Origin of the sequence: Burkholderia contaminans (genome assembly GCF_029633825.1) — a bacterium.
Taxonomy (GTDB): Bacteria; Pseudomonadota; Gammaproteobacteria; order Burkholderiales; family Burkholderiaceae; genus Burkholderia; species Burkholderia contaminans.
In genome coordinates, this window is sequence record NZ_CP090641.1 from 2183231 (window position 1) to 2206680 (window position 23450).

21 protein-coding genes are annotated in these 23450 nt (G+C 61.7%); 10 read left to right on the forward strand and 11 right to left on the reverse strand.

The window, feature by feature from the left end:
- Window positions 1-5 precede the first annotated feature (5 nt).
- Complete coding sequence (locus LXE91_RS27465; RefSeq protein ID WP_039354168.1) at window positions 6-1238, reverse strand: efflux RND transporter periplasmic adaptor subunit; 1233 nt, start codon at window positions 1236-1238, stop codon at window positions 6-8.
- Window positions 1239-1492: 254 nt separating this feature from the next.
- Here LXE91_RS27465 and LXE91_RS27470 point away from each other — a divergent pair, with 254 nt between their 5' ends.
- Window positions 1493-2098, forward strand: a complete 606-nt coding sequence (locus LXE91_RS27470) for a TetR/AcrR family transcriptional regulator (protein WP_046196706.1) — start codon at window positions 1493-1495, stop codon at window positions 2096-2098.
- A 122-nt stretch (window positions 2099-2220) separates the two neighbouring features.
- Here the strand turns inward: LXE91_RS27470 and LXE91_RS27475 are convergent, their stop codons facing one another.
- Window positions 2221-3930, reverse strand: coding sequence for an ATP-binding protein (locus tag LXE91_RS27475; protein ID WP_046196705.1), 1710 nt, complete (start codon window positions 3928-3930; stop codon window positions 2221-2223).
- A 679-nt stretch (window positions 3931-4609) separates the two neighbouring features.
- On the opposite strand from LXE91_RS27475, the gene LXE91_RS27480 reads away from it, so the two are divergent.
- Complete coding sequence (locus LXE91_RS27480) at window positions 4610-5419, forward strand: alpha/beta fold hydrolase (RefSeq protein ID WP_046196704.1); 810 nt, start codon at window positions 4610-4612, stop codon at window positions 5417-5419.
- Between the two features lie 65 nt (window positions 5420-5484).
- Here the strand turns inward: LXE91_RS27480 and LXE91_RS27485 are convergent, their stop codons facing one another.
- Window positions 5485-6882 carry an ATP-binding protein gene (locus LXE91_RS27485; RefSeq protein ID WP_069301817.1) on the reverse strand — a complete coding sequence of 466 codons (1398 nt, stop codon included), beginning with the start codon at window positions 6880-6882 and terminating at the stop codon, window positions 5485-5487.
- A 608-nt stretch (window positions 6883-7490) separates the two neighbouring features.
- On the opposite strand from LXE91_RS27485, the gene LXE91_RS27490 reads away from it, so the two are divergent.
- The 4 genes from LXE91_RS27490 to LXE91_RS43775 all read left to right on the forward strand — a co-directional run bounded on the left by LXE91_RS27490 (window position 7491) and on the right by LXE91_RS43775 (window position 11418).
- A complete protein-coding gene (locus tag LXE91_RS27490) occupies window positions 7491-8975 on the forward strand; it encodes a catalase (protein ID WP_039354639.1) in 1485 nt (494 codons plus the stop codon).
- A 39-nt stretch (window positions 8976-9014) separates the two neighbouring features.
- Window positions 9015-9656: an HD domain-containing protein gene (locus tag LXE91_RS27495; protein ID WP_039354175.1), complete on the forward strand. Its 642-nt coding sequence runs from the start codon at window positions 9015-9017 to the stop codon at window positions 9654-9656.
- A 248-nt stretch (window positions 9657-9904) separates the two neighbouring features.
- Window positions 9905-10741, forward strand: a complete 837-nt coding sequence (locus LXE91_RS27500; protein ID WP_039354177.1) for an alpha/beta fold hydrolase — start codon at window positions 9905-9907, stop codon at window positions 10739-10741.
- Window positions 10742-11043: 302 nt separating this feature from the next.
- The gene (locus LXE91_RS43775; protein WP_076841395.1) at window positions 11044-11418 is read left to right on the forward strand and encodes a DUF3331 domain-containing protein; all 375 of its coding nucleotides are present in this window, start codon (window positions 11044-11046) and stop codon (window positions 11416-11418) included.
- A gap of 79 nt (window positions 11419-11497) precedes the next feature.
- On the opposite strand, the gene glmS is transcribed toward LXE91_RS43775, so the two are convergent.
- Window positions 11498-13327, reverse strand: coding sequence for a glutamine--fructose-6-phosphate transaminase (isomerizing) (gene glmS, locus LXE91_RS27505; RefSeq protein ID WP_039354179.1), 1830 nt, complete (start codon window positions 13325-13327; stop codon window positions 11498-11500).
- Between the two features lie 156 nt (window positions 13328-13483).
- On the opposite strand from glmS, the gene LXE91_RS27510 reads away from it, so the two are divergent.
- Complete coding sequence (locus LXE91_RS27510; protein ID WP_021160045.1) at window positions 13484-13975, forward strand: Lrp/AsnC family transcriptional regulator; 492 nt, start codon at window positions 13484-13486, stop codon at window positions 13973-13975.
- Between the two features lie 67 nt (window positions 13976-14042).
- Here the strand turns inward: LXE91_RS27510 and panB are convergent, their stop codons facing one another.
- Window positions 14043-14900 (reverse strand): 3-methyl-2-oxobutanoate hydroxymethyltransferase, encoded by an 858-nt coding sequence (gene panB, locus LXE91_RS27515; RefSeq protein WP_039354181.1) that lies wholly within the window; start codon window positions 14898-14900, stop codon window positions 14043-14045.
- A 77-nt stretch (window positions 14901-14977) separates the two neighbouring features.
- Between panB and LXE91_RS27520 the strand changes: the two genes are divergently transcribed.
- Window positions 14978-15796 carry an AraC family transcriptional regulator gene (locus LXE91_RS27520; RefSeq protein ID WP_039354183.1) on the forward strand — a complete coding sequence of 273 codons (819 nt, stop codon included), beginning with the start codon at window positions 14978-14980 and terminating at the stop codon, window positions 15794-15796.
- Between the two features lie 19 nt (window positions 15797-15815).
- On the opposite strand, the gene LXE91_RS27525 is transcribed toward LXE91_RS27520, so the two are convergent.
- Window positions 15816-16349 carry a methylated-DNA--[protein]-cysteine S-methyltransferase gene (locus LXE91_RS27525; protein ID WP_039354186.1) on the reverse strand — a complete coding sequence of 178 codons (534 nt, stop codon included), beginning with the start codon at window positions 16347-16349 and terminating at the stop codon, window positions 15816-15818.
- The gene (locus LXE91_RS27530) at window positions 16346-17830 is read right to left on the reverse strand and encodes a bifunctional transcriptional activator/DNA repair enzyme AdaA (protein WP_039354187.1); all 1485 of its coding nucleotides are present in this window, start codon (window positions 17828-17830) and stop codon (window positions 16346-16348) included. Before LXE91_RS27530 ends, LXE91_RS27525 begins: the two co-directional genes overlap by 4 nt.
- Window positions 17831-18150: 320 nt before the next feature.
- Between LXE91_RS27530 and LXE91_RS27535 the strand changes: the two genes are divergently transcribed.
- Window positions 18151-19443, forward strand: a complete 1293-nt coding sequence (locus LXE91_RS27535; protein WP_039354641.1) for an MFS transporter — start codon at window positions 18151-18153, stop codon at window positions 19441-19443.
- An 86-nt stretch (window positions 19444-19529) separates the two neighbouring features.
- Here LXE91_RS27535 and LXE91_RS27540 read toward each other — a convergent pair whose 3' ends face one another.
- Window positions 19530-20633, reverse strand: a complete 1104-nt coding sequence (locus LXE91_RS27540) for a LacI family DNA-binding transcriptional regulator (protein WP_039354189.1) — start codon at window positions 20631-20633, stop codon at window positions 19530-19532.
- A gap of 81 nt (window positions 20634-20714) precedes the next feature.
- On the opposite strand from LXE91_RS27540, the gene LXE91_RS27545 reads away from it, so the two are divergent.
- Window positions 20715-21551, forward strand: a complete 837-nt coding sequence (locus LXE91_RS27545; protein WP_039354192.1) for an NAD-dependent epimerase/dehydratase family protein — start codon at window positions 20715-20717, stop codon at window positions 21549-21551.
- Window positions 21552-21570: 19 nt separating this feature from the next.
- Here LXE91_RS27545 and LXE91_RS27550 read toward each other — a convergent pair whose 3' ends face one another.
- The 3 genes from LXE91_RS27550 to LXE91_RS27560 all read right to left on the reverse strand — a co-directional run bounded on the left by LXE91_RS27550 (window position 21571) and on the right by LXE91_RS27560 (window position 23408).
- The gene (locus LXE91_RS27550; RefSeq protein ID WP_039354194.1) at window positions 21571-21891 is read right to left on the reverse strand and encodes a DUF1330 domain-containing protein; all 321 of its coding nucleotides are present in this window, start codon (window positions 21889-21891) and stop codon (window positions 21571-21573) included.
- Window positions 21892-22116: 225 nt separating this feature from the next.
- Window positions 22117-22815, reverse strand: coding sequence for a hypothetical protein (locus LXE91_RS27555; RefSeq protein ID WP_039354196.1), 699 nt, complete (start codon window positions 22813-22815; stop codon window positions 22117-22119).
- Between the two features lie 122 nt (window positions 22816-22937).
- Window positions 22938-23408 (reverse strand): MerR family transcriptional regulator, encoded by a 471-nt coding sequence (locus LXE91_RS27560; RefSeq protein ID WP_039354199.1) that lies wholly within the window; start codon window positions 23406-23408, stop codon window positions 22938-22940.
- Window positions 23409-23450: the final 42 nt, after the last annotated feature.

Sequence of the window (23450 nt, forward strand, 5' to 3'; positions counted from 1 at the left end):
CGTCCTCAACCTTGGTCGGCTATCGCAATTGCGCCTGCGTGGGGCGTCACTTTCGCCCCCGGGCGGGCGGTAGCCAGTCCGTCGATGATTACCTTGTCGGTCGGAGTGAGCCCCGAGCGAATGACGCGCAGGCCATCGCGGAGGTCTCCGAGTTGCACGGGCTTCGGCGTAACGACGTTGTCGGGGCCTACGGTCAGGACGACGTGTTCAGACTGGTCCTGCAGCACCGCGGCATCCGGCACAAGCAAAGCGGACTGCGGAGTGCTGATGGCCAGGCGCGCGCGAGCGAAGCCACCGGGAGTGAGCAGCAGGTCGTTGTTGGGGACAATTGCGCGGGCGTGAATTGTTCCGCTCGAGCGGTCGAGCGCGTTGTCTACAAAGTCGAGGGTGCCTTGCCGCGTGTACTTGACTTCATCGCTGAGAGAGATGTCGACGCTGTTCGCGGCACTGTTGCGCTGTTTCGCTCGTTCCCGCATGAACGCCATGTAGTCACCCTCGCTCATGTCGAAATCGAGGTACATCGGGTCTAACGAGACGAGCGTTGCCAGCAACGTCGTCGGGCTGCTTGCCGCGCGGCTGCCGGCGATAAGATTGCCGACCGACACTTGGTGGTTACCCATTCGACCGGTGAACGGTGCGGTGACACGACAGTGGTCCAGGTCAAACTGCGCGTCTCGTACGAGTGCGGTCGCGTTCTCTACCGCAGCGGCTGCGGCCATCTTTTCAGCGGTCCGTTGTTCGACATTCTCAGCAGTTCCCGCATCTGTGCCCTTGAGGACTTCTGCTCGGGCCAATTCGCGCGTTGCCAGTTCCAGCCGGGCCTTGGAGCTGTCGAGCTGGGCATGCGCTTCGCGCAGCTTGATCTGGTACGGAACCGGGTCAATCTCGAACAGCAGGTCTCCCTTATGAACAATCGCACCGTCCACGAAGTGGATGCCAGTCAGCGCGCCACCGACCTGTGCGCGGATTTCAACGCGCTGGACGGCAGAAAACTGACCGAGAAAATTCAGGCGCGTATCGATGGCTCGCTGTAAGGGAGTGCTCACCGCAACAGCCGGACCGGACGGAGCGACTACTTTTGTAGTCTTCGACTGTTCGTTCGCATGCATGGCCGTCGCGCCGGCCGCCAGGAAGACCAGGACGACGGCCGCAGCACCGACCCTGGCCCGTAGACGAGGCTTGTGCGACTTGCCGACAGCCGCGGAATTAGGTTCGGACCGTTCAGAATTCTCGTTCATCGTATTCCTCAATCAAGCTGCGGGACGTATGCACCGCTGGATGAGAGACACAGCGCTGCGCTGTCAGCTGTCACGGCCGAGCTGCTGCTCGATACGTTTAGCTGATGAGTTGATACTAAACGCCGTAAAGGTAATCCTCATCATCTAAAAAGTCAAATTTAGATAAAACTCATCATCTAAGTTGCTATCATGGCGGTAGTGAGGGGCCGCGCCCGGAGGGGGCGGTTGAGGCGATTCGACGGAGGAAGGAGCAAATGAAGCGGTCTAAGGCAGATACAGCGGCGACGCGGGCGCGGGTTGTCGAGGTGGCGGCGCAGACCTTTGCACGGAACGGAATTCGCGCGACGGGCGTAGCGGAAATCATGGCTGCCGCAGGGCTCACTCACGGTGCGTTCTATCGTCACTTCGAATCGAAGGAACAGCTCGTGGCTGAAGCGTGCGCGGTCACACTCGAATCTTTAGTCGGGTCGGCTGAGTCTGTTGCCAGTCAAGAGCAGGGGCGTTTCCTGTCGCACCTGGAGAGCTTCTTGACCTCTGACTGTAACGAGGGGGGACTGGCTGGCTGCCCATTCGTGGCAATGGGTAGCGAGCTTGCGCGCGCAGATGCCGAGACGCGCGGGATAGCGACCAAGGGCTTCCGCAATCTTGTCGACCTGATTGCGACGCGCTATTCGCACATGGATGGTGAGTCGGCACGCGCTGCCGCGATTTATACACTGACGACAATGATTGGAGCGGTCACGATGTCGCGCATAGTGGACGATCCGGAGTTGTCGAATCAAATCATAGAAACGGCGAAAGCCCATCTGGTCGATGTACAGACGGGGCCAGGCCAGGACGAGCACCGTCGCACGGCATAGCGGCTCCCAGTAATAGCGCTTTATGCTTGAGTCGATTTGCATGAGGGCCCCGCACTCGAGTTGCAAAGGATTTGCGTCAGTTGTCGGGTTGCAATCAACCTGACGTGAGGTGATTCACTAAACTAGCGATGGATTCGGCTATGAGCCGTCGTCTGCTGGGTGAGGCAAGTTTCCCGGGCCCTGTTGAGCATTTGGGTTAGATCGTCACGATCAGGGCGCGTCGCAAGAATTTTTAGCGCCCGTTCTATTTGCTCCAAGCATTCACTCGCCATCGAAGCGCGCATCAAAACTGCCGTGCTCGCAAGTACCAAATCGACGGCCATGGCAATGTCCCCACCGGGTGCGAATCCCCAATTGACCGCCGCTCTTAAGTCGTCAAGGAAAGAAGTTCCACCATCTGGTGAGCCTGCTGATGGCAGCATTGCGCTGCCAGGTACTGTTTCGTTCAGGGCCGCAAGCACGTATCGCGCATGAAGTCGCGCGAAAACGGGGTAATCACTACGGTCACGAAGCTTGAGTTGCGCATACATGCGCACCGATTCGAGCAATTCAAATACTCTTCTCGTCTCATATATCCGTACGCCGATCAGCGATTTCTTCTCGAGGTCCAGAATGCTGGTGAGCACATCCTGAGCGCTAACGGCATCGTCCGCGGCAATGTGCTGTGCCGCATCCAGAGTGAACTGGCCTGAAAAAAGGCTTAGGCGTTCCAGAACTACCTTCTGCTTTTCGTCAAGCAGTTCGTAGCTCCAGTCGAGGCTGGCCAACAATGTTCGATGGCGCGCTACCGCTGTTCGTGTTCCACGCGTAAGAAGCGCGAAGCGGTCGTCAAGTTGTTCTGCGACACCGCCAAGTCCGAGTGCCGGGACACATGCGGATGCCAACTCGAGCGCGAGGGGAATGCCGTCGAGCCGCTGACATATTTCAATCGCAGCGGGGAGGTCCGCTTCCTTTATCGCTGAAGAAATGTAGTGTTCAAGTATTTGTATCGAACCCAAAGAGCGCGCGTTGGCAAGATTTTGACGTGTCGGAACTTCGCACGGGGCCACTCTGAACACGTACTCACCGTTTATACGAAGCGTTTCTCGGCTGGTTGCAATGATGGTGAGGGAGGGCGCAACGTTTAGAAAGCGCTCTATCGCATGGGCGACACTATCGATGAGGTGTTCACAACTATCCAGTATCAGTAGCTGTGGGTGCGGGCGGAAATCCCGCTCGATGCCCTCGAATAGCTGTGTTGTGGCTTCCGATATCGAGCCGAGGTCCGAATACAAGACACCACCCGCATACTTTGAGGTCAAATTTCGGGCAATCTCGAATGCGAGCTTGGTTTTTCCCACTCCGCCTGGACCTACGAAAGTGACGATGCGATGACTTTCGACCATCGCAGTAGCTGCGGCTAGCTCGCGCGCTCTGCCAATCAATTTCGATGCCGGAGGTGGCACCGAGCGCCTCCCGGAAACTGCGCGATGCAAAGCGGGTTGCGCGAGCCCGAAGAAGTTCGCATCTACCGGTGTTATCTCCGCGACGAACTGATAGCCGAACCCTTCGATTGTCGCAATTGCGTCTCGATCGTCTCCCAGCGCTCTCCGAATGACTGATATCCGCGCTTCTACCGTATTTCCCTCGATGACCCGGCCCACCCAGACGTTCGCTTGCAGCGTGTCCCGGCTGACAGGCATGCCGCGCGCTTCCACCAGCGCTATCAATAGGTCGAAGGCGCGTCCGCCAATCTCAACCCGCGTACCTGCATGTGTCAGTTCGCGGCGCGAGCGCACCACCACGGTTTGGCCGAAGGAGAATGCCTCTGGAAGGTCCGACGGTACGGTCATAGCGTCACTCAACTTTGGGTCGTGCAGAGCTGGCTACGATGCATTGGCGGAGACCAATGAGCTGGCCGACCATTGCTGTCTGCTGTCCTTATCAATCGCTCTTCCATCGTAGCTCACATCGTCGGCTGTCTGCCTGATTTAATGCCGTGCCCGTCTGAATTCTCGGCGTCAACCCGACATAGTCGAATTTGCATGGTGGGTCGTGCCCAGACCATCGAAAACCGACTTCGCGCCGGCGACGCGGGCAAGGTCGGCAGGGCCTATAGCGACCAACTTGCCGACCTCCGGGCAAGGCCGAATTACAGGTGCTACTCGACAGGCATCGAATCTCGATACTGATTGCAGCGTTTTCAGGTCCGGTAAGACCAGCAGAAGGACAGAGCCGGTGGCACTGGGTATCGTCGAATGGCTGCAAACAGCGCGCGCGGCTGCCGCGCCTTTGCCGCTAACCAATGGTGGGCTTACCAGGCGCTACGGCTCATTCTCTCTGAACGACACAGGTGACGAAAAAATGGAAAACTTTGTTGTTGGAACCAGGACTTCTACATCCTTGCCTCGACGTGGGTTCCTGAAGGCAATCGGAACGGCCGTAGCCGCCAGCGCGTTGCCTGTAACGGTGGCAAAAGCGGCGCAGGCATTGACGGCTTCGTATCCCGCGAGCGACTCGAAAACCATCAGGATGAAGGACGGCACCACACTCTTCTATAAGGATTGGGGAAGCGGTCAGCCGATAGTGTTCCATCATGGATGGCCCCTTTCCGCTGACGACTGGGATGCACAGATGCTGTTTTTCCTCGCCCACGGATACCGGGTGATTGCCCACGATCGACGCGGACACGGGCGTTCGACGCAAACGCTGAGCGGCAACGAGATGGACACTTATGCTGCAGACGTTGCGGCGCTGACTACAGCGTTGAATTTGAGGAACGCGATACATATCGGGCATTCGACCGGAGGCGGCGAGGTCACCCGTTACGTGGCCCAGCACGGCAAGGGCCGGGTGGCGAAGGCCGTCCTCATCGGCGCTGTTCCGCCCATTATGGTAAAGAGCGAGTCGAATCCGAACGGAACGCCGGTCGAGGTCTTCGACTCTTTCCGAAGCGCGCTTCTGGCCAATCGAGCCCAATTGTATCGCGATGTACCTTCTGGTCCGTTCTACGGCTTCAATCGCGCCGGAGCGAAGGTCTCGCAGGGCCTGATCGACAATTGGTTCAGGCAAGGGATGATGGGGGGCGCCAAAGCTCAGTACGACTGTATCAAGGCATTTTCCGAGACCGACTTTACAGCCGACCTCAGACGGATTGAAGTTCCCACGCTGGTCATGCATGGCGACGACGATCAGGTCGTACCCATCGCTGATTCCGCATTGCTTTCATCGAAGTTGCTGCCGAACGCGACGCTCAAAGTGTATCCCGGGTTTCCGCACGGGATGGCATCGACGAATCCCGACCAAATCAATGCGGACCTGCTTCAGTTCATCAAGGCTTGATGCGTGCCCCGGCACCGTCGTCCGAACGTGGCGAGGACGGTGCTGTCGGTTGCTTGAATGCCGTCTTATTGTTTCGCGCAGCCCGCCCGCAGTTTCTCGTGTGCATAGGCCCGCACGGTGTTAGACAGTTGGTATGCCACTGGGTTGGACTGGGGAACGGGAGTCAGCAGTGATTTTTCGACCAGCTCTATTATCGAAGACGTGACCGTCAATTCTGGAATCGCGTCGCGACTGAACGTGCGATGCGCGGCAGTCAAGGTGAATGGTTCGTCGAATACGCTCAGTGCATTCAGAACCTTCTTGCAAGATTGGGAAAGCGGTTCGTAACTCCAATCGACTGACGCGCGAAGAGTCTTGTGTCGAGGTGGAGAAGTACGGAAACCGTGGGTGAGCAATTCGAATCGGTTATTCAGTTGCGTAGCGACGCCATCGAATCCCAACGCCGGCACGCATTCCGCGGACAACTCGATAGCAAGTGGTACTCCATCGAGAGCATTGCAGATTCTCGCAGCGGCCATCATGGCTCCGCGATCGGATGTGACAAATGCGTCTCCGACACGGTCAAGAAGCATGGCCACAGAGGGATAGCATTCCACGTTGTCAATGTCTTCGGCAGGAGGCAGCTCGAGAGGGGAAACCGGAAAAATGGCTTCGTTCCGAACCCGCAGTGCCTCACGACTTGTAGCCAACAGACGAATCGTTGACGTCGCCTCCAGGAGCCTCTCCGAAAATTCGGACACCGGGCCGAGAAGATGTTCACAGTTGTCGAGCAGAATCAGTATGTGCTTGCCTTCGATGCACGGAAACTGCAGCTGCGTCGCACCGTCCGGCACGTACGGAATGAGTGCTGAAGCAACGAGAGAGGGAAGCTCGTCGGGGGTGGTAATCGACCCGACTTGGATAACGCACACGCCGTCCGGAAAGCCAGGCGCGAGCTGGCTCGCTGCTTCAACTGCAAGTCTGGTTTTTCCGACACCGCCCGCGCCTACCAGCGTCACCAAGCGCGAAGTTTCCAGTCGACTGGCAATCGCCTTTTTGTCGATGTCGCGTCCGAACCAGCGAGAAGTGTACTTCGGGATGTGCGGCTTCCGGCTGCCACGATAAGGCGACGTACCAGTGAAGATCGGTCTGGGAGTCGGGGTGGAATGTTCGCGCAATTGACCTACGAATTGATACCCTCGCCCTGCGACGGTGAGAATCGCTTTCCGGTCTTCAGACAACGCACGCCGCAGCGACGAAATTTGAGCTTCCAGGGCGTTCTCCCCAACGATACGCCCGCGCCACACCGCCTCCATAATTCTATTCTTGCTGACCGCGACACCGCGTTCTTCAAGTAATAGCAACAGCAGGTCAAATGCTCTGTTTCCGATCTCGACTCGCTTACCCCCATGCACCAACTCACGCCGATGAGCCGAGACGATGGTCTTACCAAACTCGTATTGGCTATCAGGTAGTGTGACCATCTCAATGCTCCACAAGGTGCGCAACGGACAAGTGTTTTTTCTATAGTGAATCGGGAGCCGGAATGCCGAGTCTGCCGCCGTTATCGCTGAAAGGGGCACCTGTGTGGCGATGCAGCAAGAACTGATTGTTGGTCCTGAAGGCGGGAATATCTAGTTATAAGGTGTTAATTTTAGCTAAGTGGTTCATGCCGAAAATTAACATTTATTTCAATGTGTAAAATTTAGAAAGTTGGTTGTTGGGGATTCCCGGCACGCTCGGTTTGGGAAAGTGTGCGCCTTCGTGGGGCATATCGTTCTTCGTTGGTACCGGCATGCTTAAAACTCGCGATGAAGTGCCGGCCGCCGAGTCGAGTTGTTTTTGGCTCAAACGAACGATATTGCGGCGGCCTTTTTCAGGATGCGTCAGGTTGCGTACAGGACTCGTTTTATGGTTTTCGATATCGTGATTGCGACTAGAGATTCTGCATTACCGAACCCAATCATCTTGCTTGTATGAGGCAGCGCGCGTGCCCGGTGAAACCGTCAGGTAGAACCTTGGGAAAGGCGCCGCGGTAGTTGATGCCATTGGGCGACGAGCAACTCAACGGTAACAATCCGAGAGGTTCATGATGAGCAAGCTAACGACGGCTTTTGGCGCACCGGTTCCCGACAATCAAAACATTCAGACAGCTGGGCCTCGTGGTCCCGCACTCCTGCAAGATGTTTGGTTTCTCGAAAAGCTGGCTCATTTCGACCGCGAGGTGATCCCTGAGCGTCGCATGCACGCGAAGGGGTCGGGTGCGTTCGGTACCTTTACCGTTACACACGACGTCACACGATACACCCGGGCAAAAATATTCTCGCGCATTGGTAAGACGACGGAGATGTTTGCTCGGTTCTCGACGGTTGCAGGAGAGCGAGGGGCAGCAGACGCCGAGAGAGATATTCGCGGCTTCGCTCTGAAGTTTTATACGGAAGAGGGGAATTGGGATCTGGTCGGAAACAACACACCGGTCTTCTTTTTGAGAGATCCTCTGAAGTTCCCTGACCTCAACCATGCAATCAAGCGCGACCCGCGGACCGGCCTGCGAAATGCCGAAAGCAACTGGGACTTCTGGACGCAACTACCGGAGGCTTTGCACCAGGTCACAATCGTGATGAGCGACCGCGGTATTCCGCGCTCGTACCGCCACATGCATGGCTTTGGTAGCCATACGTTCAGCCTCATCAATGCGAGCAACGAACGGTTCTGGGTGAAGTTCCATATGCGCAGCGAGCAGGGAATCGAAAACCTGACCGACGAGGAAGCTACGCGGATCATGGGTTCCGACCGCGAAAGTCACCACCGCGACCTCTACGAGAGCATCGAGGCGAGACAGTTTCCGAGGTGGAACCTGTACTTCCAGGTAATGCCGGAGAGTGAGGCTTCCGCGTACAAGGTGAATCCGTTCGACCTGACGAAGGTCTGGTCGAAGAAGGACTACCCACTTATCGAGGTAGGGTACTTCGAACTGAACCGTAACGCGGAGAACTGGTTCGCAGACGTAGAGCAGGCTGCCTTCAATCCTGCAAATGTCGTTCCTGGAATCAGCTTTTCTCCGGACAAGATGCTGCAGGGCCGTCTTTTCTCTTATGGCGACGCGCAGCGATACCGACTGACGGTCAACCATTTCCAGATTCCCGTGAACGCTCCGCGTGCGTCGACGCACACCAACAGCTATCACCGTGACGGTGTTCTGCGTGTCGACGGCAATCAGGGGGGCACGACTTCGTACAATCCGAACACGAAGGGAGCATGGCTTGACCAACCGGATTTCAGCGAGCCGCCGCTGTCGATCGAGTGGGCAGCCGACCACTGGAACCATCGAGTCGACGATGACTATTACTCACAGCCCGGCGACCTGTTTCGTTTGATGACGGCGGCGCAGCAGCAGATGCTGTTTGATAACACGGCTCGGGCGATGTACGGCGTATCCAGGCCTGTCCGCGACCTGCACGTCGAGCACTGTACGAAGGCCGACCCGGCATATGGTGCTGGTGTTTCGGCGGCACTCGCAGCGCTCGATGCGTACGTCTCCAGCGCAGTGCGGTCGGAGCCTGAAGTCACCAAGTAAGGCGGTGACTGTGTCGGCAGGACAACCGGAGATACTCGAATGACTTTCAGCGTAAACGACGTTGCTATCCCGGATAGCAAATTGGCTCGGGAAATAACTGAAATTGTGAGGGAAACTGCGCCTCCGCTGCTGTTTCACCACTCGAGCCGAGTGTTCTACTTCGGTGCTCTCGCCGGCAAGCACCGAGGGCTCAACTTCGACCCCGAACTGCTCTATTGTGGTTGCATGTTCCACGACATGGGGTTGACGAAGAAACATAGCAGCAGCCACGAACGTTTCGAAGTGGATGGTGCAAACGCGGCGAGAGACTTCCTGAAGCGTAACGGTATTGCTCAGTCCGATATCGACACGGTCTGGACGGCGATTGCCCTGCATACCACGCCGGGTATCCCACAGCATATGAGCCCGGTCATCGCGCTCGTCACTGCCGGTGTTGAAATGGACGTGCTCGGCTTGACCTATCGGGAGTACAGCGACGAGGAGCGTGAGTCCGTCGTGCGGCAACATCCCCGCACCGACAATTTCAAGGAAGACATCATTCAAGCTTTCTACGATGGAATCAAACACAAACCGGACACTACGTTCGGGAACGTGAAAGCAGATGTCATTGCAGACAAAGACCCAAGCTTTTGTCCAGGTAACTTCTGCAGCGTAATACGCAACTCGGCGTGGTCTGCCTGACTTCGCCGAGACCGTCGATGCCGTGACCGTGGAAAGGTTGAGCGGGCAGCGTCTGCATCGCGGTAGGGATTCTCCCACGTTACGAATATGCGAATCCGATTGGGGTGTGCTGTGAGTGTAGCCCCCTCCGGATGATGCTTGGCTCGCGGATTTGCTTGAAGCTTCCGGCTCGCCGGAGCGTTTGAAGATAGCCGCCTGGCCGCAAGGTCGGACGCAAATCAAAGCTGTCAAATCGAGAGAGGGTTACCATGCCGTTCGTCACAACCAAAGATAAAGTAGAAATTTTCTACAAGGATTGGGGGCCGAAGGACGCGCAGCCCATCGTTTTCCATCACGGCTGGCCTCTGTCGGCGGACGATTGGGACGCCCAGTTGCTGTTCTTCGTTCAGCGGGGATATCGTGTAGTGGCACACGACCGCAGAGGTCATGGACGCTCGTCGCAGGTCTCGGAAGGTCACGATATGGACCATTACGCCGCCGACGCGTTCGCCGTCGTGGAAGAACTCGATCTGCAGAACGCCATTCATATCGGCCACTCGACTGGCGGCGGCGAAGTCGCGCGGTACGTCGCCAAGCACGGCGAGCCAGCTGGACGGGTTGCAAAGGCCGTACTGGTCAGTGCTGTTCCGCCTTTGATGCTGAAGACCGAGTCAAATGCAGAGGGACTCCCGATTGATGTGTTCGACGGCCTGCGCGCTGCATTGGCGGCGAACCGAGCACAGTTCTTTGTCGACCTGCCCGCCGGTCCGTTTTATGGGTTCAATCGACAAGGCGCGACGGTGCATCAAGGCGTTATCCAGAATTGGTGGCGTCAAGGAATGATGGGTAGCGCGAAGGCACACTACGAGGGCATCAAGGCGTTTTCCGAGACGGATCAAACAACGGACTTGAAAAACATTTCGGTGCCGACGCTCGTACTTCACGGCGAAGATGACCAAATTGTTCCAATCGGCGACTCCGCGCTGAAGACCATCAAGCTGTTAAAAAACGGAACGCTGAAGACATATCCGGGCTTCTCCCACGGCATGTTGACGGTGAATGCGGACGTCCTCAACGCCGAGTTGCTGGCGTTCGTTCAGGGCTAGTTCGCCTCCGCGGAAAGAAGGCCGAGGTATTGGCCTTTTCTCCACCGAGCCTCGTATTGTTACTGCCGGCCTTTGCATTTCGCCTGGTGTGTCGACGTTGCTTCAGCGGAAATGTGCGGAGACCCTCCTGCGAACCCCGCGACGTCGGTAACCGGCGCCTCGGGCGTTCGAGGAGAATGTTCGGCCGGCCGGCTCTATGTCTCTGACAATTTCGCTGGCAACGCCTGGTCAGTATTGATTTGAGTGTGCTGTCTTCGAGAGCGGAGGCGAGGGTGGGTGAGCTCGATATAAATTCTTCGTGGATGCATATCGTCACTCTCTTGTCAGGGAAGGGTAGTCCCCACGAGCAGATTTCTGCGGCCGGTGACAGGGGCAATGCACGCCGAGGTCTTGATATACGTTGGCCGGAGGACGTGCAAATTCGCATTCTTGAGCGACTGTCCGACCACACTGTCTCATTGGCCTGGGGCCATCCCTGCCGTGGACACTTCGGGTGTCAGACGTGGCAGCGTACCACTGCGAGGACGTGCGGAATATGCTCGTTGACCGGGGAGAGGGTATTGCAGGGCGAGCAGATTTATAAGCTTGTTCGGTCGGCAAGTGGCGTCCGTCGAATCAACGAAATGCTGTTGGCGCGTCACGTTGATGCCATTTTGGAGTGTAGTGACAGGATGTAGTCTCATCGCCTTTTTCATGAAAGGAGAGGCTACGGGACGCTTTCATTTCTCGAGAACAACAAAGGGAAGAAAATCCCCCTCACTCCACCGTCACCGACTTCGCCAGATTCCTTGGCTTATCGATATCCGTCCCTCTTGCCAGCGCAGCGTGATACGCGAGCAGTTGCATCGGCACCGTATGCAGAATCGGCGAAAGCGGCCCGTAGTACTCGTTGAGTCGAATGACCTCGATCCCCTCACTCGGCACCAACCCACAGTCCACATCCGCGAACACAAAAAGCCTGCCATTCCGCGCACTGACCTCATGCATGTTCGACCGGAGTTTTTCGAGCAGCATGTCATTGGGCGCAACCGCAATCACCGGCATTTCGTTACTCACCAGCGCCAGCGGCCCATGCTTCAGCTCTCCCGCCGGATAAGCCTCTGCGTGAATATACGAAATCTCCTTCATCTTCAGCGCGCCTTCCAGCGCGATCGGATAATGCATCCCGCGCCCGAGAAACAGCATGTTGTCGCGTCGTGCGAGCAGTTCCGACCACGCCATGATCTGCGGTTCGAGCGCGAGCACTTTCGACATCGCGTCCGGCAGATGCCGTAGCGCACGCAGATGCTCCTTCTCTTCGTCGTCGCTCAGCCGCCCGCGCACCTGCGCCAGCGACAACGTCAGCAGAAACAACGCCACGAGCTGCGTCGTAAAAGCTTTCGTCGAAGCCACCCCGATCTCGATCCCCGCGCGCGTGACGAACTGCAGCGCACATTCCCGCATCAACGCGCTCGTCGCGACATTGCAGATCGCGAGCGTATGCATCATCCCGCTTTGCTTCGCGACATGCACCGCACCCAGCACATCCGCCGTCTCACCGCTCTGCGACACCGCGACAACCAACGTCCGCGGATTCGGCACACTATCGCGATACCGAAACTCGCTGGCAATTTCCACGCTGGCCGGCAGCTTCGCGATGCTCTCGATCCAGTACTTCGCGGTGAGCGCCGCGTGATAGCTGCCGCCACAGGCGAGCAACAACACCGAATCGACGTCGTTGAAAACCCGCCACGCACCGTCACCAAACAACTCCGGCATGATCGAAGACACATCGAGCAACGTATCGGCCACCGCCTGCGGCTGCTCGAAGATCTCCTTCTGCATGTAGTAGCGATACGATCCGAGATCGGCCGCCCCGCTATGCGCGGCGACCCGTTGCACGGCGCGCTCGACACGCTGGCCGGCCGCATCGACGATCCAGTAACGATGCAGCTGGATATCGGCAACATCACCGTTCTCGAGGTGAGCGATGCGATCGGTAATGCCCGACAGCGCAATCGCATCCGACGCCAGAAAATTCTCGCCTTCACCGACGCCAACCACGAGCGGCATGCCATCGCGTGCACCGACGATCCGGTGCGGCTCGTCGCGGCACATCACCGCGATCGCATAGCTGCCGCGCAGTCGCGCGACCGCGCGCCGGACCGCGTCGAACAGGTCGCCGTCGTAAAGATGATCGATCAGGTGCGCGATCGCCTCGCTGTCGGTCTGGCTCGCGAACACGTAACCATGCGCCTGCAATTCCGCGCGCAGTTGATCGCAGTTCTCGATGATCCCGTTGTGCGACAGCGCGATGCGCGCATTGGCGTCGCTCGGCGAGAAGTGCGGATGCGCGTTGAGCGTGACGGGCGCGCCGTGCGTGGCCCAGCGCGTGTGCGCGATGCCGGTGTAGCCCGACAGCGCCTGTTCGGCGATCTCGCGCTGCAGGTTGGCCACGCGGTCGACGCTGCGGGCGCGCGCCAGCGCCCGGTCGCGGTAGACCACGACGCCGCACGAATCGTAGCCGCGGTATTCGAGCCGCTTCAGGCCGTCGACCAGGTTCGGCAGGATGTCCCGCTGGGCAACCGCCCCGACAATTCCACACATATCGCGCTCCGTAAATGTCCTGTCTGGATCAGTGAGAGCGATGGTAGGGGGAGTCAAATGGAATTAAATTTCAAAATACGAGAACAAATGAAACGTATGGAAGATCGTCTATCATGTTGAAATTAAATTTCACACCCTGACCGGAAGGAGCCGCCGATGGCCGGCATCACCCTCGACGATCTCGACCTGCGCATCCTGGCGATCCTGCAGGACGATGCGTCGGTATCGAACCTGCAGCTGGCCGAGCGCGCGCTGTCGTCGCCGCCCACCTGCATGCGCCGCGTGCGCCGGCTGACGGAGGCTGGCGTGATCCGCAGGCAGGTCGCGGTGCTCGATCCGGTGGCGATCGGCACGGCCGTCACCGCGCTGATCGAGATCAGCCTCGACCGGCAGACAGCGGAAGACTATGACGCATTCGAAGCGTACGTGTGTGCGGAGCCGGCCGTCACGCAGTGCTATCGGGTGTCGCCGGGGCCGGATTTCGTCGTGGTGGCCGATCTGGCGGACGTCGCCGAATACGACGAATTCGCGCGGCGGCTGTTCACCGGCGCATCGAATGTCCGCAACGTGCGGACGTTCTTCTCGACGCATCGCGCGAAATTCGAAGCGAACGCGCGGGTCACGCATGCGATGCGCAAGCGCGCGTGAGGTGATCGCACCATCATTCGCCATGCGTTCGCGCATGCCTGCGCGACGTGATCGCGTCATCACCTCATCACGCAGCAGCGTCAGCCGCGCCCACGAGTTGCAACGGCTTGCCATACCCGAAGCAATGCGCGGGCTCCGGAAACACCCGCTGCCGCACGTCATGTGCGTACTGACGAATCGCATCGCGCATCACCGTATTCGCATCGGCATAACGCTTCACGAAGCGCGGCGTGTACGCATCGAAGGCACCGATCATGTCCTCGGTCACGAGCACCTGCCCGTCGCACGCGGGCGATGCGCCGATGCCGATCGTCGGGATCGGCAGCGTTTCGGTGATATGGCGCGCGAGCGCTTCGGCAGTGCCTTCGACGACGACGCTGAACGCGCCGGCCTGTTCAGCCGAACACGCGGCGTCGAACACCTGCGCGGCCGAACGCGGGTCCATTCCCTGCGCGCGGAAGCCGCCTGTCGCGTTGGCTTGCTGCGGCATGAGCCCGATGTGCGCCATCACCGGGATACCGCGCGCGGTGAGGAAGCGGATCGTGTCGCCCATCTCGCTGCCGCCTTCGAGCTTCACGCCCTGCGCGCCGGTTTCGGCGAGCAGGCGCGCGGCGGAGCGATACGCTTGCGCGGGCGATTCCTGATACGTCGAAAACGGCAGGTCGACGACGACGCACGCCTGCGCGGCGCCGCGCACGACGGCCGCGCCGTGTGCAATCATCATGTCGAGCGTGACGCGCAGCGTATCGGGCATCCCGTACAGCACCATGCCGACGGAGTCGCCGACGATGATCACGTCGGCCACTTCGTCGACGAGCGTCGCCATCGGAGCGGAGTAAGCGGTCAGCGACACGAGGCTGCCGATGCCCTTGGTCGAACGGATCGCGGTGACGGTCTTGCGGGTGGTGCGGGTATGAGCGCTCATGAACGGAAGCCGTGTGAAAGAAGAGCTGCCACGGTAGCATCGCGCTCGTTCGTGCAATGACCTTCGGAGGACGTCTTATGTTGCTGGCGGGACAATCGGGTGACCCTTACGCGGTGCCGCCGATGGCGCGCCTGCCGAGGCCGCTGTACGTGCGTGCGTTCGGGATTCCCGGCAACGTGAGCATCGACGCGCACAGTCATCCGTGGGCGCAGCTGATGTATGCGACGAGCGGGGTGCTCGAGGTGTCCACGCCGTCGGGCCGGCACCTGTTGCCGCCGCACTATGCGATGTGGATTCCGCCGCACGTGCCGCATGCGGTGTCGACGCGTGATTGCGTCGCGTTCCACAGCCTGTATCTCGATGCGGCGATCGCGCGCGACGACGTGCACGACGATTGCGCGATCCTTTGCATGACGCCGCTGCTGCGCGAGCTGGTGCTCGCAACGGCGGAATTGCCGGTGAACTACGACGAGACGGGGCCGGACGGTGCGCTCGTCTGCCTGATCGCCGACCGGATCGCACGGATGCGGCAGGCGCCGCTGACGGTGCCGCTGCCGCGCGATCCGCGTCTGCTGAAAATCGCGCGTGCGTTGCATGCGTATCCGGGCGATACGCGCAATCTCGACGAATGGGGCCATCAGGTCGGCGCGACGCGACGCACGCTGTCGCGGCTGTTCCGGCAGGACACGGGGCTGTCGTTCACCGAATGGCGGCAGGCGGTGCGGCTGCTGGCATCGCTGCCGCTGCTCGATGCGGGCGAGCCGATCGGCGCGGTGGCCACGCAACTGGGCTACGACTCGACGTCGTCGTTCATCGCGCTGTTCCAGGCGAAATTCCAGGTGACGCCCGGCGCGTATGCGAAGCGTGAAGCGCGCCGGCCCGTGCTGAACGCGTAGCGCGGCCGCACGCCGACATTCAGAACGCGAGCGCCTGCTGCACCGGATGGTGGGCGCCGCGCTCGAACCCCGCGCCTTCGAGCGACAACAGCGCGCGCTTGCGATCGATGCCGCCCGCATAGCCGGTCAGGCTGCCCGACGCGCCAACGACGCGATGGCACGGCACCATGATCGACACCGGGTTGCGGCCGACCGCACCGCCCACGGCGCGCGCGCCGCTCATCGGCAAGCCGACGCGCTCGGTGATGTCGCCGTACGTCACGAGTTCGCCGAACGGAATCGCGAGCAGTTCCTTCCATACCCGTCGTTGAAACGCGGTGCCGCGCAAGTGGATCGGCACTGAGAACGTCTCGCGCGTGCCGGTGAAGTACTCGGCGACTTCTTCCGCGACCTTGCACGCGAGTGGCGACATCGCAAGCGCATCCGCATCGGTCACGATCGCAACCGGCGGGAAGTATTTCTGGCCGACGAAGTAGAGGCCTGTGAGTGCATCGTCCTCGATGCGCACGGCGATGTCGCCCAGCGGGCTCGGAATCAGGTGAGCGGGAGTCATCGCAACACATCTCCATGAAGGCGCCACACGTGCAGTGCGGCATACGCGCGCCACGGCGCCCAGCGCGCCGCATGCGGCGCGGATGATGGCACACGGGCGCGTTCGGTGCGCGCGGGCAGCCACGCATCGTCGGCCGGGAACGCATTCGGCCAGGCCATCGCGCGCATCGCGACGTACTGCACCGCATGCTCGTCGAAGCCGGGCAGCGCGCGCAATGCGTCAAGCGTCGTGTCGAGCGGCGCCATCGGTTCGAGTGAGAGCGTGCCGTCGTCGACTGCGCGGGCGAGCGACACGATCGCCCGTGCGGTAGCGCGCGCGATGCCGATCGTTTCAAGCGCGGAAGGCGGCAGGGCGGCCAGCGTCGCGGCGGAGGGCAGCGCGTGCGTGAGGCCCGGCGGTGCGCCTTCGATCGCTGTGCCGAAGCGCTCGGCGATGCGTACGAGCACGGGCGTGCCCGCATGCGTGGCCGCAAGCCGTTCGCCTGCAATCGCGCGGATTGCAATCTCGACACCGTCGAACGCGCCGGGGACACGCAGGCCCGGCGAGCCGCTCGCGAGTTCGCCGAGATGCGCGTCGATCACGTCGGGCCGGCTGTCGAGATCGAACAATCGGCGCACGCGCGCGAGCACGGCCGGTACGACCGGCGTCAACGACGGCGACACGGTGACGGCCAGCGCGAAGCGCTGCGGCACGTGCGCGACGGACAGCCAGCCGGCCACGCGCCCGTTGTCGGCCTGGGTGCGCCCGTCCCGGTTCGGCAATTCAACGACGCGCGCATAGCCCTGCGCATCGAGCCGCTCGACACCGTCGATCTGCCGCTGCGAAAGAAAGCGCATCAGGTCGTCCCAAGCGAACGGCGGGCGATACGGCAGCGGAAACGTCATGTCGCCGTCGGCCGACGCGCGGGCTCCTTTGCGCAGTCGTAACGGATTGAGCCCGTAACGCTGCAGGAACAGGTCGTTGAAGCGCCGCACGCTGCCGAATCCGGCCGTGGACGCGACGACGGCCACCGGCAGCGCGGTATCGGTCAGCAGACGCTTGGCCATCAGCAGCCGGTGCGTCTGCGCGAACTCGACCGGCGACACGCCGAACTGCGCGCCGAAGATCCGGCGCAGATGGCGTTCGGTCACGCCGACGCGCTGCGCGAGCGCATCGACGGAATGGGTGTTCAGGAAACCGTCCTCGATCAGCGTGGCGGCTGCGTCGGCGAGCGTGCCCGACAGGTCGAGCAGCCCGTGGCCGGGGGCAAGCTCCGGGCGGCAGCGCATGCAGGGTCGAAAGCCGGCTTTCTCGGCGGCCGCGGCGCTCGGGTAGTAGCTGCAGTTCTGCGCTTTCGGCGGCTTCACCGGGCAGACGGGGCGGCAATACACGCCCGTCGTCGCGACGCCGACGAAGAACCAGCCGTCGAAGCGGCGGTTCCGCGAAAGCAGGGCGTCGTAGCAGGTGTCGGGATCGAGGCGCATGAGACGACTGTAAACCATCCCGCCCGCCGATTCTGGCTGGAATCGGACATGTGTCTCGGCGGCGTCCCCGTACGCGCCGCTCAGGAAAATCCGGGAAAAACGGTTAATGCCATGTAGTGAAACAGTCGTCTCTTTTGCCGTGACCATTTTGAGATGACTCATCGAAATCCCCGACTGACAGGGCGCCGGCGCACGCCCTATCCTTTGAAAAACGTTTTCCAGATTGATCGGCGGAATCGGCCGTGCGCGACAGGCGCGCCGCCGTCCGCCCCGGCGCCGGTCGCCGGTCAACGAACATCGTGCGGCGCGACGGGCGCGGCCGTGCATCGGAGACATTCATGCAATCTGCCGTCGTCGGTGCCGTGCGCGCAGCCGCCAGCCGCTACCGCTGGACCGTCTGTGCGCTGCTGTTTTTCGCGACTGTCATCAACTACATGGATCGGCAGATCCTCGGCCTGCTCGCGCCGATGCTCCAGCACGACATCGGCTGGAGCCAGGTGCAGTACGGCCGCATCGTGATGGCGTTTTCCGCGTTCTATGCGCTGGGCCTGCTCGGCTTCGGGCGCATCGTCGACCGGCTCGGCACGCGCATCTCGTATGCGCTGGCGATGCTGGTGTGGAGCATCGCCGCGATGCTGCACGCGGCAGTGGGTTCGGTGATGGGGTTCGCGTTCGTGCGCGCGCTGCTCGGGATCGGCGAGGGCGGCAACTTCCCGGCCGCGATCAAGACGACGGCCGAATGGTTCCCGCGCCGCGAACGCGCGCTCGCCACCGGCATCTTCAACTCGGGCGCGAACATCGGTGCGGTGTTCGCGCCGGCGATCATCCCGGCGATCGCGGTGGCCTACGGCTGGCGCGCGGCGTTCGTGATCGTCGGCGCGATCGGCATCGTGTGGCTCGCGGTGTGGCTCGTGCTCTATCGCCAGGCCGATACGCGCGCACTCGCCGCGGAGTACGACGAGCCGCGCGACGAAGCCGAAGCGCTCGACGCGGCGAACGCGAACGCCGGCGCGCCGCGCTGGGGCGAACTGATCCGCAAGCGCGAGACGTGGGCGTTCCTGATCGGCAAGTTCCTGACCGACCCGGTGTGGTGGTTCTACCTGTTCTGGCTGCCGAAGTGGCTCAACGAATCGCGCGGGATGGACATGCAGCACATCGGCCTGCCGCTCGTCTGCATCTATGCGCTGACGACGGTCGGCAGCATCGGCGGCGGCTGGCTGTCGTCGATGCTGCTGCGCGCGGGCTGGAGCGTGAACCGTGCGCGCAAGACGGCGATGCTGATCTGCGCATGCTGCGTGCTGCCGATCGCGTTCGTGTCGCAGGTGCAGAGCCTGTGGGCCGCGGTGCTGATCGTCGGCCTCGCCGCCGCCGCGCACCAGGGCTGGTCGGCGAACCTGTTCACGACCGCATCCGACCTGTTCCCGCGCCGCGCAGTCGCATCGGTGGTCGGCATCGGCGGGATGGCCGGTTCGATCGGCGGCGTGCTGTTCTCGGAAGTGATCGGCCAGGTGCTGCAGCGCACGGGCCACTACTGGGTGCTGTTCGCGATCGGCGCGTCGGCCTACCTGATCGCGTTGGGCGTGATGCACATGCTCACGCCGAAGATGAAGCCTGCGCAGCTCGACGCGTAATCGCGCAACCGTGTAATCGCACGCCTGCAAACGAACGCGCCGCCCTTGGGCGGCGCGTTTTTGTTTGACTGCGCGAAACAGGGAACTCAGCCGACCGCGGCCGTCGACGCGCGCATGATCAGCCGCGGCTCGAACGTCGAATAGCTCGCATCGGTGCGGCCCGCGAGCGCGTCGATCAGCTTCTGCATCGCGAGTTCGCCCATGTTCTCGCTCTGGATGTCGACGGTGGTCAGCGCGGGCGCCGCGTATTCGCCGTACGGCACGTTGTCGATGCCCGCGACCGACACATCCTGCGGCAGCAGGAAACCGAGCGATGCGGCTTCCTTCATGAAGCCGAGCGCGATCAGGTCGTTGTAGCAGATCACGGCCTGCGGGCGCTGCGGCCCGAGCATCACGCGCGAACACGCTCGCTCGCCGGCCTCGGCGGTCGGCGCATGCGCATCATGCACGTCGAGCGTGAGCCCGGCTTCCGCGAGACAGTCGCGCGCGCCCTGGATCCGCTCGTCGTTCACGCGTGCGGTGCCGAAGCCGAGATACGCGATGCGCGTGTGGCCGAGATTGAGCAGGTGGCGCGCGAGCATGTAGGTCGACAGCCGGTTGTCGATGCCGACGCTCGGAATCGGCAGGCCGGGGCTGCGCCGCAGCAGCACGAGCGGCTTGTTGAGATCGAGCATCCAGCCGGCTTCTTCGTCCGGCATCCGCGTGCTGACGATCAGCCCGTCGACGCGCTGCGCGAGCGCCTCGATCAGCGAGCGTTCGCGCGCCTGGTTCTCTTCGGTATCGACGAGCAGCAGCGTGTAGTCGTGCTGCAGCGCGACGCGGTTCGCGCCTTTCACCACGTTCGTGAAGTGCGGGTTGCTGATGTCGAGGATCACGAGGCCGATCGTGCGCGTGCGGCCGGTGATCATCGAGCGCGCGAGCGGGTTCGAACGGTAGCCGAGCCGGTCGATCGCCTCCTTGAGCCGTGCCTCGACGGTCGGCGAGAAGCGCTGCGTGCCGTTCACGTACTTCGATACCGTCGCGACCGACACGCCGGCTTCCGCCGCCACGTCGCGGATCGTCGGGGAAACTTTTTTCATCGGAAGGGTAACGTTTTCGTTCGATAACGCCGGATTGTGGCAGAAAAAGGGCACGCGCGGCCATGCGCCGATATCGGGAAAGTGCGGATGGCTGCGAACAGGTTCGACCATTGACGTTCGGCGGTGCGCCAACGTATAGTTGGAAAACGTTTTCCGATTCAGTCAGATTTCAGGTCAGATTAAGGAGATTCGATGAACGCCTCATCCACCGGCGCGCGCAAACCGTTCGGGCGCCTGCTGCTGACGGGCGCGGCCGGCAACCTCGGCCGCCAGTTGCGCGGCGCGCTCGCCGACTGGGCCGACGTCGTGCGCGTCAGCGACATCGCGACGCTCGGCGACGCGGCCGCGCATGAAGAAACCCGCGTCGTCGACCTGGCCGACCGGGCCGCGGTGATGCAGCTCGTCGACGGCGTGGACGCGATCGTCCACCTCGGCGGCATTTCGGTCGATGCGCCGTTCGACGATCTCGTCGGCGCGAACATCACCGGCACGTACAACCTGTACGAAGCCGCGCGCAAGCACGGCGTGAAGCGCGTCGTGTTCGCGAGTTCGAACCATGCGATCGGCTTCCATCCGGTCACGGAAGTGCTCGACGCCGATGCGCCGCTGCGCCCCGACAGCCTGTACGGCGTGACGAAGTGCTTCGGCGAATCGCTGTCGCGCTACTACTTCGACCGCTTCGGGATCGAGACCGTGTGCCTGAGGATCGGCTCATCGTTCGAAGTGCCAAAGAATCCGCGCATGCTCGTGACGTTCCTCAGCTATCGCGACTTCATCGAGCTGGTGCGCTGCTCGCTGCTGACGAACCGCGTCGGGCACGCGATCGTCTACGGCGCATCGGACAACCCGGTGAAGTGGTGGGACAACACGAAGGCCGGCTTCCTCGGCTTCCGCCCGCGCGACAGCTCCGAGCAGTTCGCCGGGCTGTTCCCGGTCACGGCGCCGACCGCCGACCACGACGATCCCGCGCAGCGGTTCCAGGGCGGCGGGTTCGTCGTCGGCGAGCCGATGGAGCGCAAGGCGTCGTAAGCGTCGCCAGCGTCGCGGCTCAGCGCAGGATATCGGTCGCCTTGTGCCGCGCGTCGACGCCGTCGATCAGGATCAGCGGGCCGTTCGCGTGCCGCGCGCGCAGCGGCTGGATCTGCCGGTACGCATCCGATTCGTACCACGCGCGCGCCGTGTCGAGATCCGGAAACGCGATCGCGATCAGGTCGCCGCGCCACACGCCTTCACGCACCTCCGGCCGCGCGCCGTGAATCACGAAATGACCGTCGTACGGCGCGAGCGTGCCGTCGATGCGTTCGAGGTATTCGACGATGTCGTCGCACATCTCGACATCGTGCAGGTGGGCGATGGCGTAGGCGGTCATGGCAGGCTCCTTGGCGTGATGCGGTTCGTGAGTCGATGGAGCCATGATCGTGGCGCGGGCGATGCGCGTCGATTACCTGCGACGTAAGCAAATCTGGGCGGCTGCGGAAGGGCGCCAACGCCTGCGCGTGCCGGCAGACGTACCGATCGTGCAGCACGGCAGCACCCTGTGTATCGCTTGCCCGCACGAACCATTAGCCAGTGCAGCCGTGCACTCGCGTCGCCATCAATGCGTCTTGCTGCAAGCCGGGTCGGTGCCTCGCCGCTCGGCCGAATCACACCAGTAATCCGGCCGCCACGCTTCGAACGTGACCGCTTTAGCCGCATTGGCGCGCGTGACGCGCACCGGGTCGGCTTTCAACACATCGCCGTTCGGGTCGTCGTTGAAGCGCCAGTTCCGGAACACCTCGCGATGGAATACCCACGTGCGGTGCGCATTGTCGTAGCGAAACGTGACACGGTCGCGCCAGTGGTCGTGGCCTGCGAATACGCCCTGTTCGACCGTGAAGGTGCGCGGTTCGATCGTGAGCGCGTTCTCCGCGACGCCGTCGAGATACGGGTCGCCCATCCCGCCTTCGTCGGCCTTCATGATCACGGTGTCGTTGCGCGCCGCGAGCCGGTAGTGACCGTCCTTGCCCTGCAGGAAGATCATCAGCGGACGCAGCGACGCCTTGCGCATCGAATCGTCGGGCTGATGCGCGACGACGACATAGCCGATATGGGGGCTGTCGGTCAGTCGCCCTGACGCGGCATCCATCGCTTCGTAGCCGGCGGGCAACTGCGCGACGATGTCGCCCGGAAGGTTGGGGGCGTCGGGGCACGCGTACGAAGCAGGCGTATCGGCGCACGTCCTGGCGCAAGCGCTGCCGATGCCGAACGTCAGCAACGCAGCGACGAGGAATCCTGTGATTCGGGGGATCGTCATGCGGATCGGGTCATGAGGTCGCGCTGCGGAAGCCGGCGTGCACACGTCGTCTCGCCGCAGCGCTGAATGTTGTTCGCGGGTTCGCAGGTTCGCAGGTTTGTCAGATGCCGCAGTGTAATCAGTCATGCGCGCTTGCGTGTCGCCCGCGGGACCGGCACGGGCGCCGGTGCTGACGCCGGCGCTTCGTCGGCCTGCGCGCACAGCCGGTCGAGCATCCGTTGCGCGGTTTCCGCGCAATCCTCGCCCGCCGGCTTGTTCTCGATCTCGTCGATCAGCACCTGCAGCTGTTGCCGGTTCTGCGCGAGACGCTGTTCGAGCAGCACGATTTCGTCGACCTTGTTCCGCAGCGCCACCAGCAGCTCGTCATGCGGCCACGCGCCGAGATCGGGCGGCAGCACCGCGCGGATCTCGTCGAGCGCGAAGCCCGCACGCTGCGCGCGGTCGATGATCGCGAGCCGTGTCAACGCTTCCGACCCGTATTCCCGATAGCCGTTCGCCTGCCGGCGGGCCGGTTCGAGCAGCCCGCTCGCTTCGTAGAAGCGGATGCGGGACGCCGCGAGGCCGCTCGCCTTCGCCAGTTCGCCGATTTTCATGCTGTGCTCCAGAAGGGGCTTGACCTTAAAGTTGACTTTAAA

Bases quoted from the DNA above. Each gene is read 5' to 3' on its own strand.
- LXE91_RS27465 (WP_039354168.1), bottom strand. From the start codon at position 1,238: ATGAACGAGAATTCTGAACGGTCCGAACCTAATTCCGCGGCTGTCGGC.
- LXE91_RS27520 (WP_039354183.1), top strand. From the start codon at position 14,978: ATGTTGCTGGCGGGACAATCGGGTGACCCTTACGCGGTGCCGCCGATG.
- LXE91_RS27475 (WP_046196705.1), bottom strand. From the start codon at position 3,930: ATGACCGTACCGTCGGACCTTCCAGAGGCATTCTCCTTCGGCCAAACC.
- LXE91_RS27485 (WP_069301817.1), bottom strand. From the start codon at position 6,882: ATGGTCACACTACCTGATAGCCAATACGAGTTTGGTAAGACCATCGTC.
- LXE91_RS27545 (WP_039354192.1), top strand. From the start codon at position 20,715: ATGAACGCCTCATCCACCGGCGCGCGCAAACCGTTCGGGCGCCTGCTG.
- LXE91_RS27550 (WP_039354194.1), bottom strand. From the start codon at position 21,891: ATGACCGCCTACGCCATCGCCCACCTGCACGATGTCGAGATGTGCGAC.
- LXE91_RS27540 (WP_039354189.1), bottom strand. From the start codon at position 20,633: ATGGTCGAACCTGTTCGCAGCCATCCGCACTTTCCCGATATCGGCGCA.
- LXE91_RS27555 (WP_039354196.1), bottom strand. From the start codon at position 22,815: ATGACGATCCCCCGAATCACAGGATTCCTCGTCGCTGCGTTGCTGACG.
- LXE91_RS27490 (WP_039354639.1), top strand. From the start codon at position 7,491: ATGAGCAAGCTAACGACGGCTTTTGGCGCACCGGTTCCCGACAATCAA.
- LXE91_RS27530 (WP_039354187.1), bottom strand. From the start codon at position 17,830: ATGGTTTACAGTCGTCTCATGCGCCTCGATCCCGACACCTGCTACGAC.
- LXE91_RS27560 (WP_039354199.1), bottom strand. From the start codon at position 23,408: ATGAAAATCGGCGAACTGGCGAAGGCGAGCGGCCTCGCGGCGTCCCGC.
- LXE91_RS27525 (WP_039354186.1), bottom strand. From the start codon at position 16,349: ATGACTCCCGCTCACCTGATTCCGAGCCCGCTGGGCGACATCGCCGTG.
- LXE91_RS27535 (WP_039354641.1), top strand. From the start codon at position 18,151: ATGCAATCTGCCGTCGTCGGTGCCGTGCGCGCAGCCGCCAGCCGCTAC.
- LXE91_RS27480 (WP_046196704.1), top strand. From the start codon at position 4,610: ATGAAGGACGGCACCACACTCTTCTATAAGGATTGGGGAAGCGGTCAG.
- panB (WP_039354181.1), bottom strand. From the start codon at position 14,900: ATGAGCGCTCATACCCGCACCACCCGCAAGACCGTCACCGCGATCCGT.
- LXE91_RS27510 (WP_021160045.1), top strand. From the start codon at position 13,484: ATGGCCGGCATCACCCTCGACGATCTCGACCTGCGCATCCTGGCGATC.
- LXE91_RS27495 (WP_039354175.1), top strand. From the start codon at position 9,015: ATGACTTTCAGCGTAAACGACGTTGCTATCCCGGATAGCAAATTGGCT.
- LXE91_RS27470 (WP_046196706.1), top strand. From the start codon at position 1,493: ATGAAGCGGTCTAAGGCAGATACAGCGGCGACGCGGGCGCGGGTTGTC.
- LXE91_RS43775 (WP_076841395.1), top strand. From the start codon at position 11,044: ATGCATATCGTCACTCTCTTGTCAGGGAAGGGTAGTCCCCACGAGCAG.
- LXE91_RS27500 (WP_039354177.1), top strand. From the start codon at position 9,905: ATGCCGTTCGTCACAACCAAAGATAAAGTAGAAATTTTCTACAAGGAT.
- glmS (WP_039354179.1), bottom strand. From the start codon at position 13,327: ATGTGTGGAATTGTCGGGGCGGTTGCCCAGCGGGACATCCTGCCGAAC.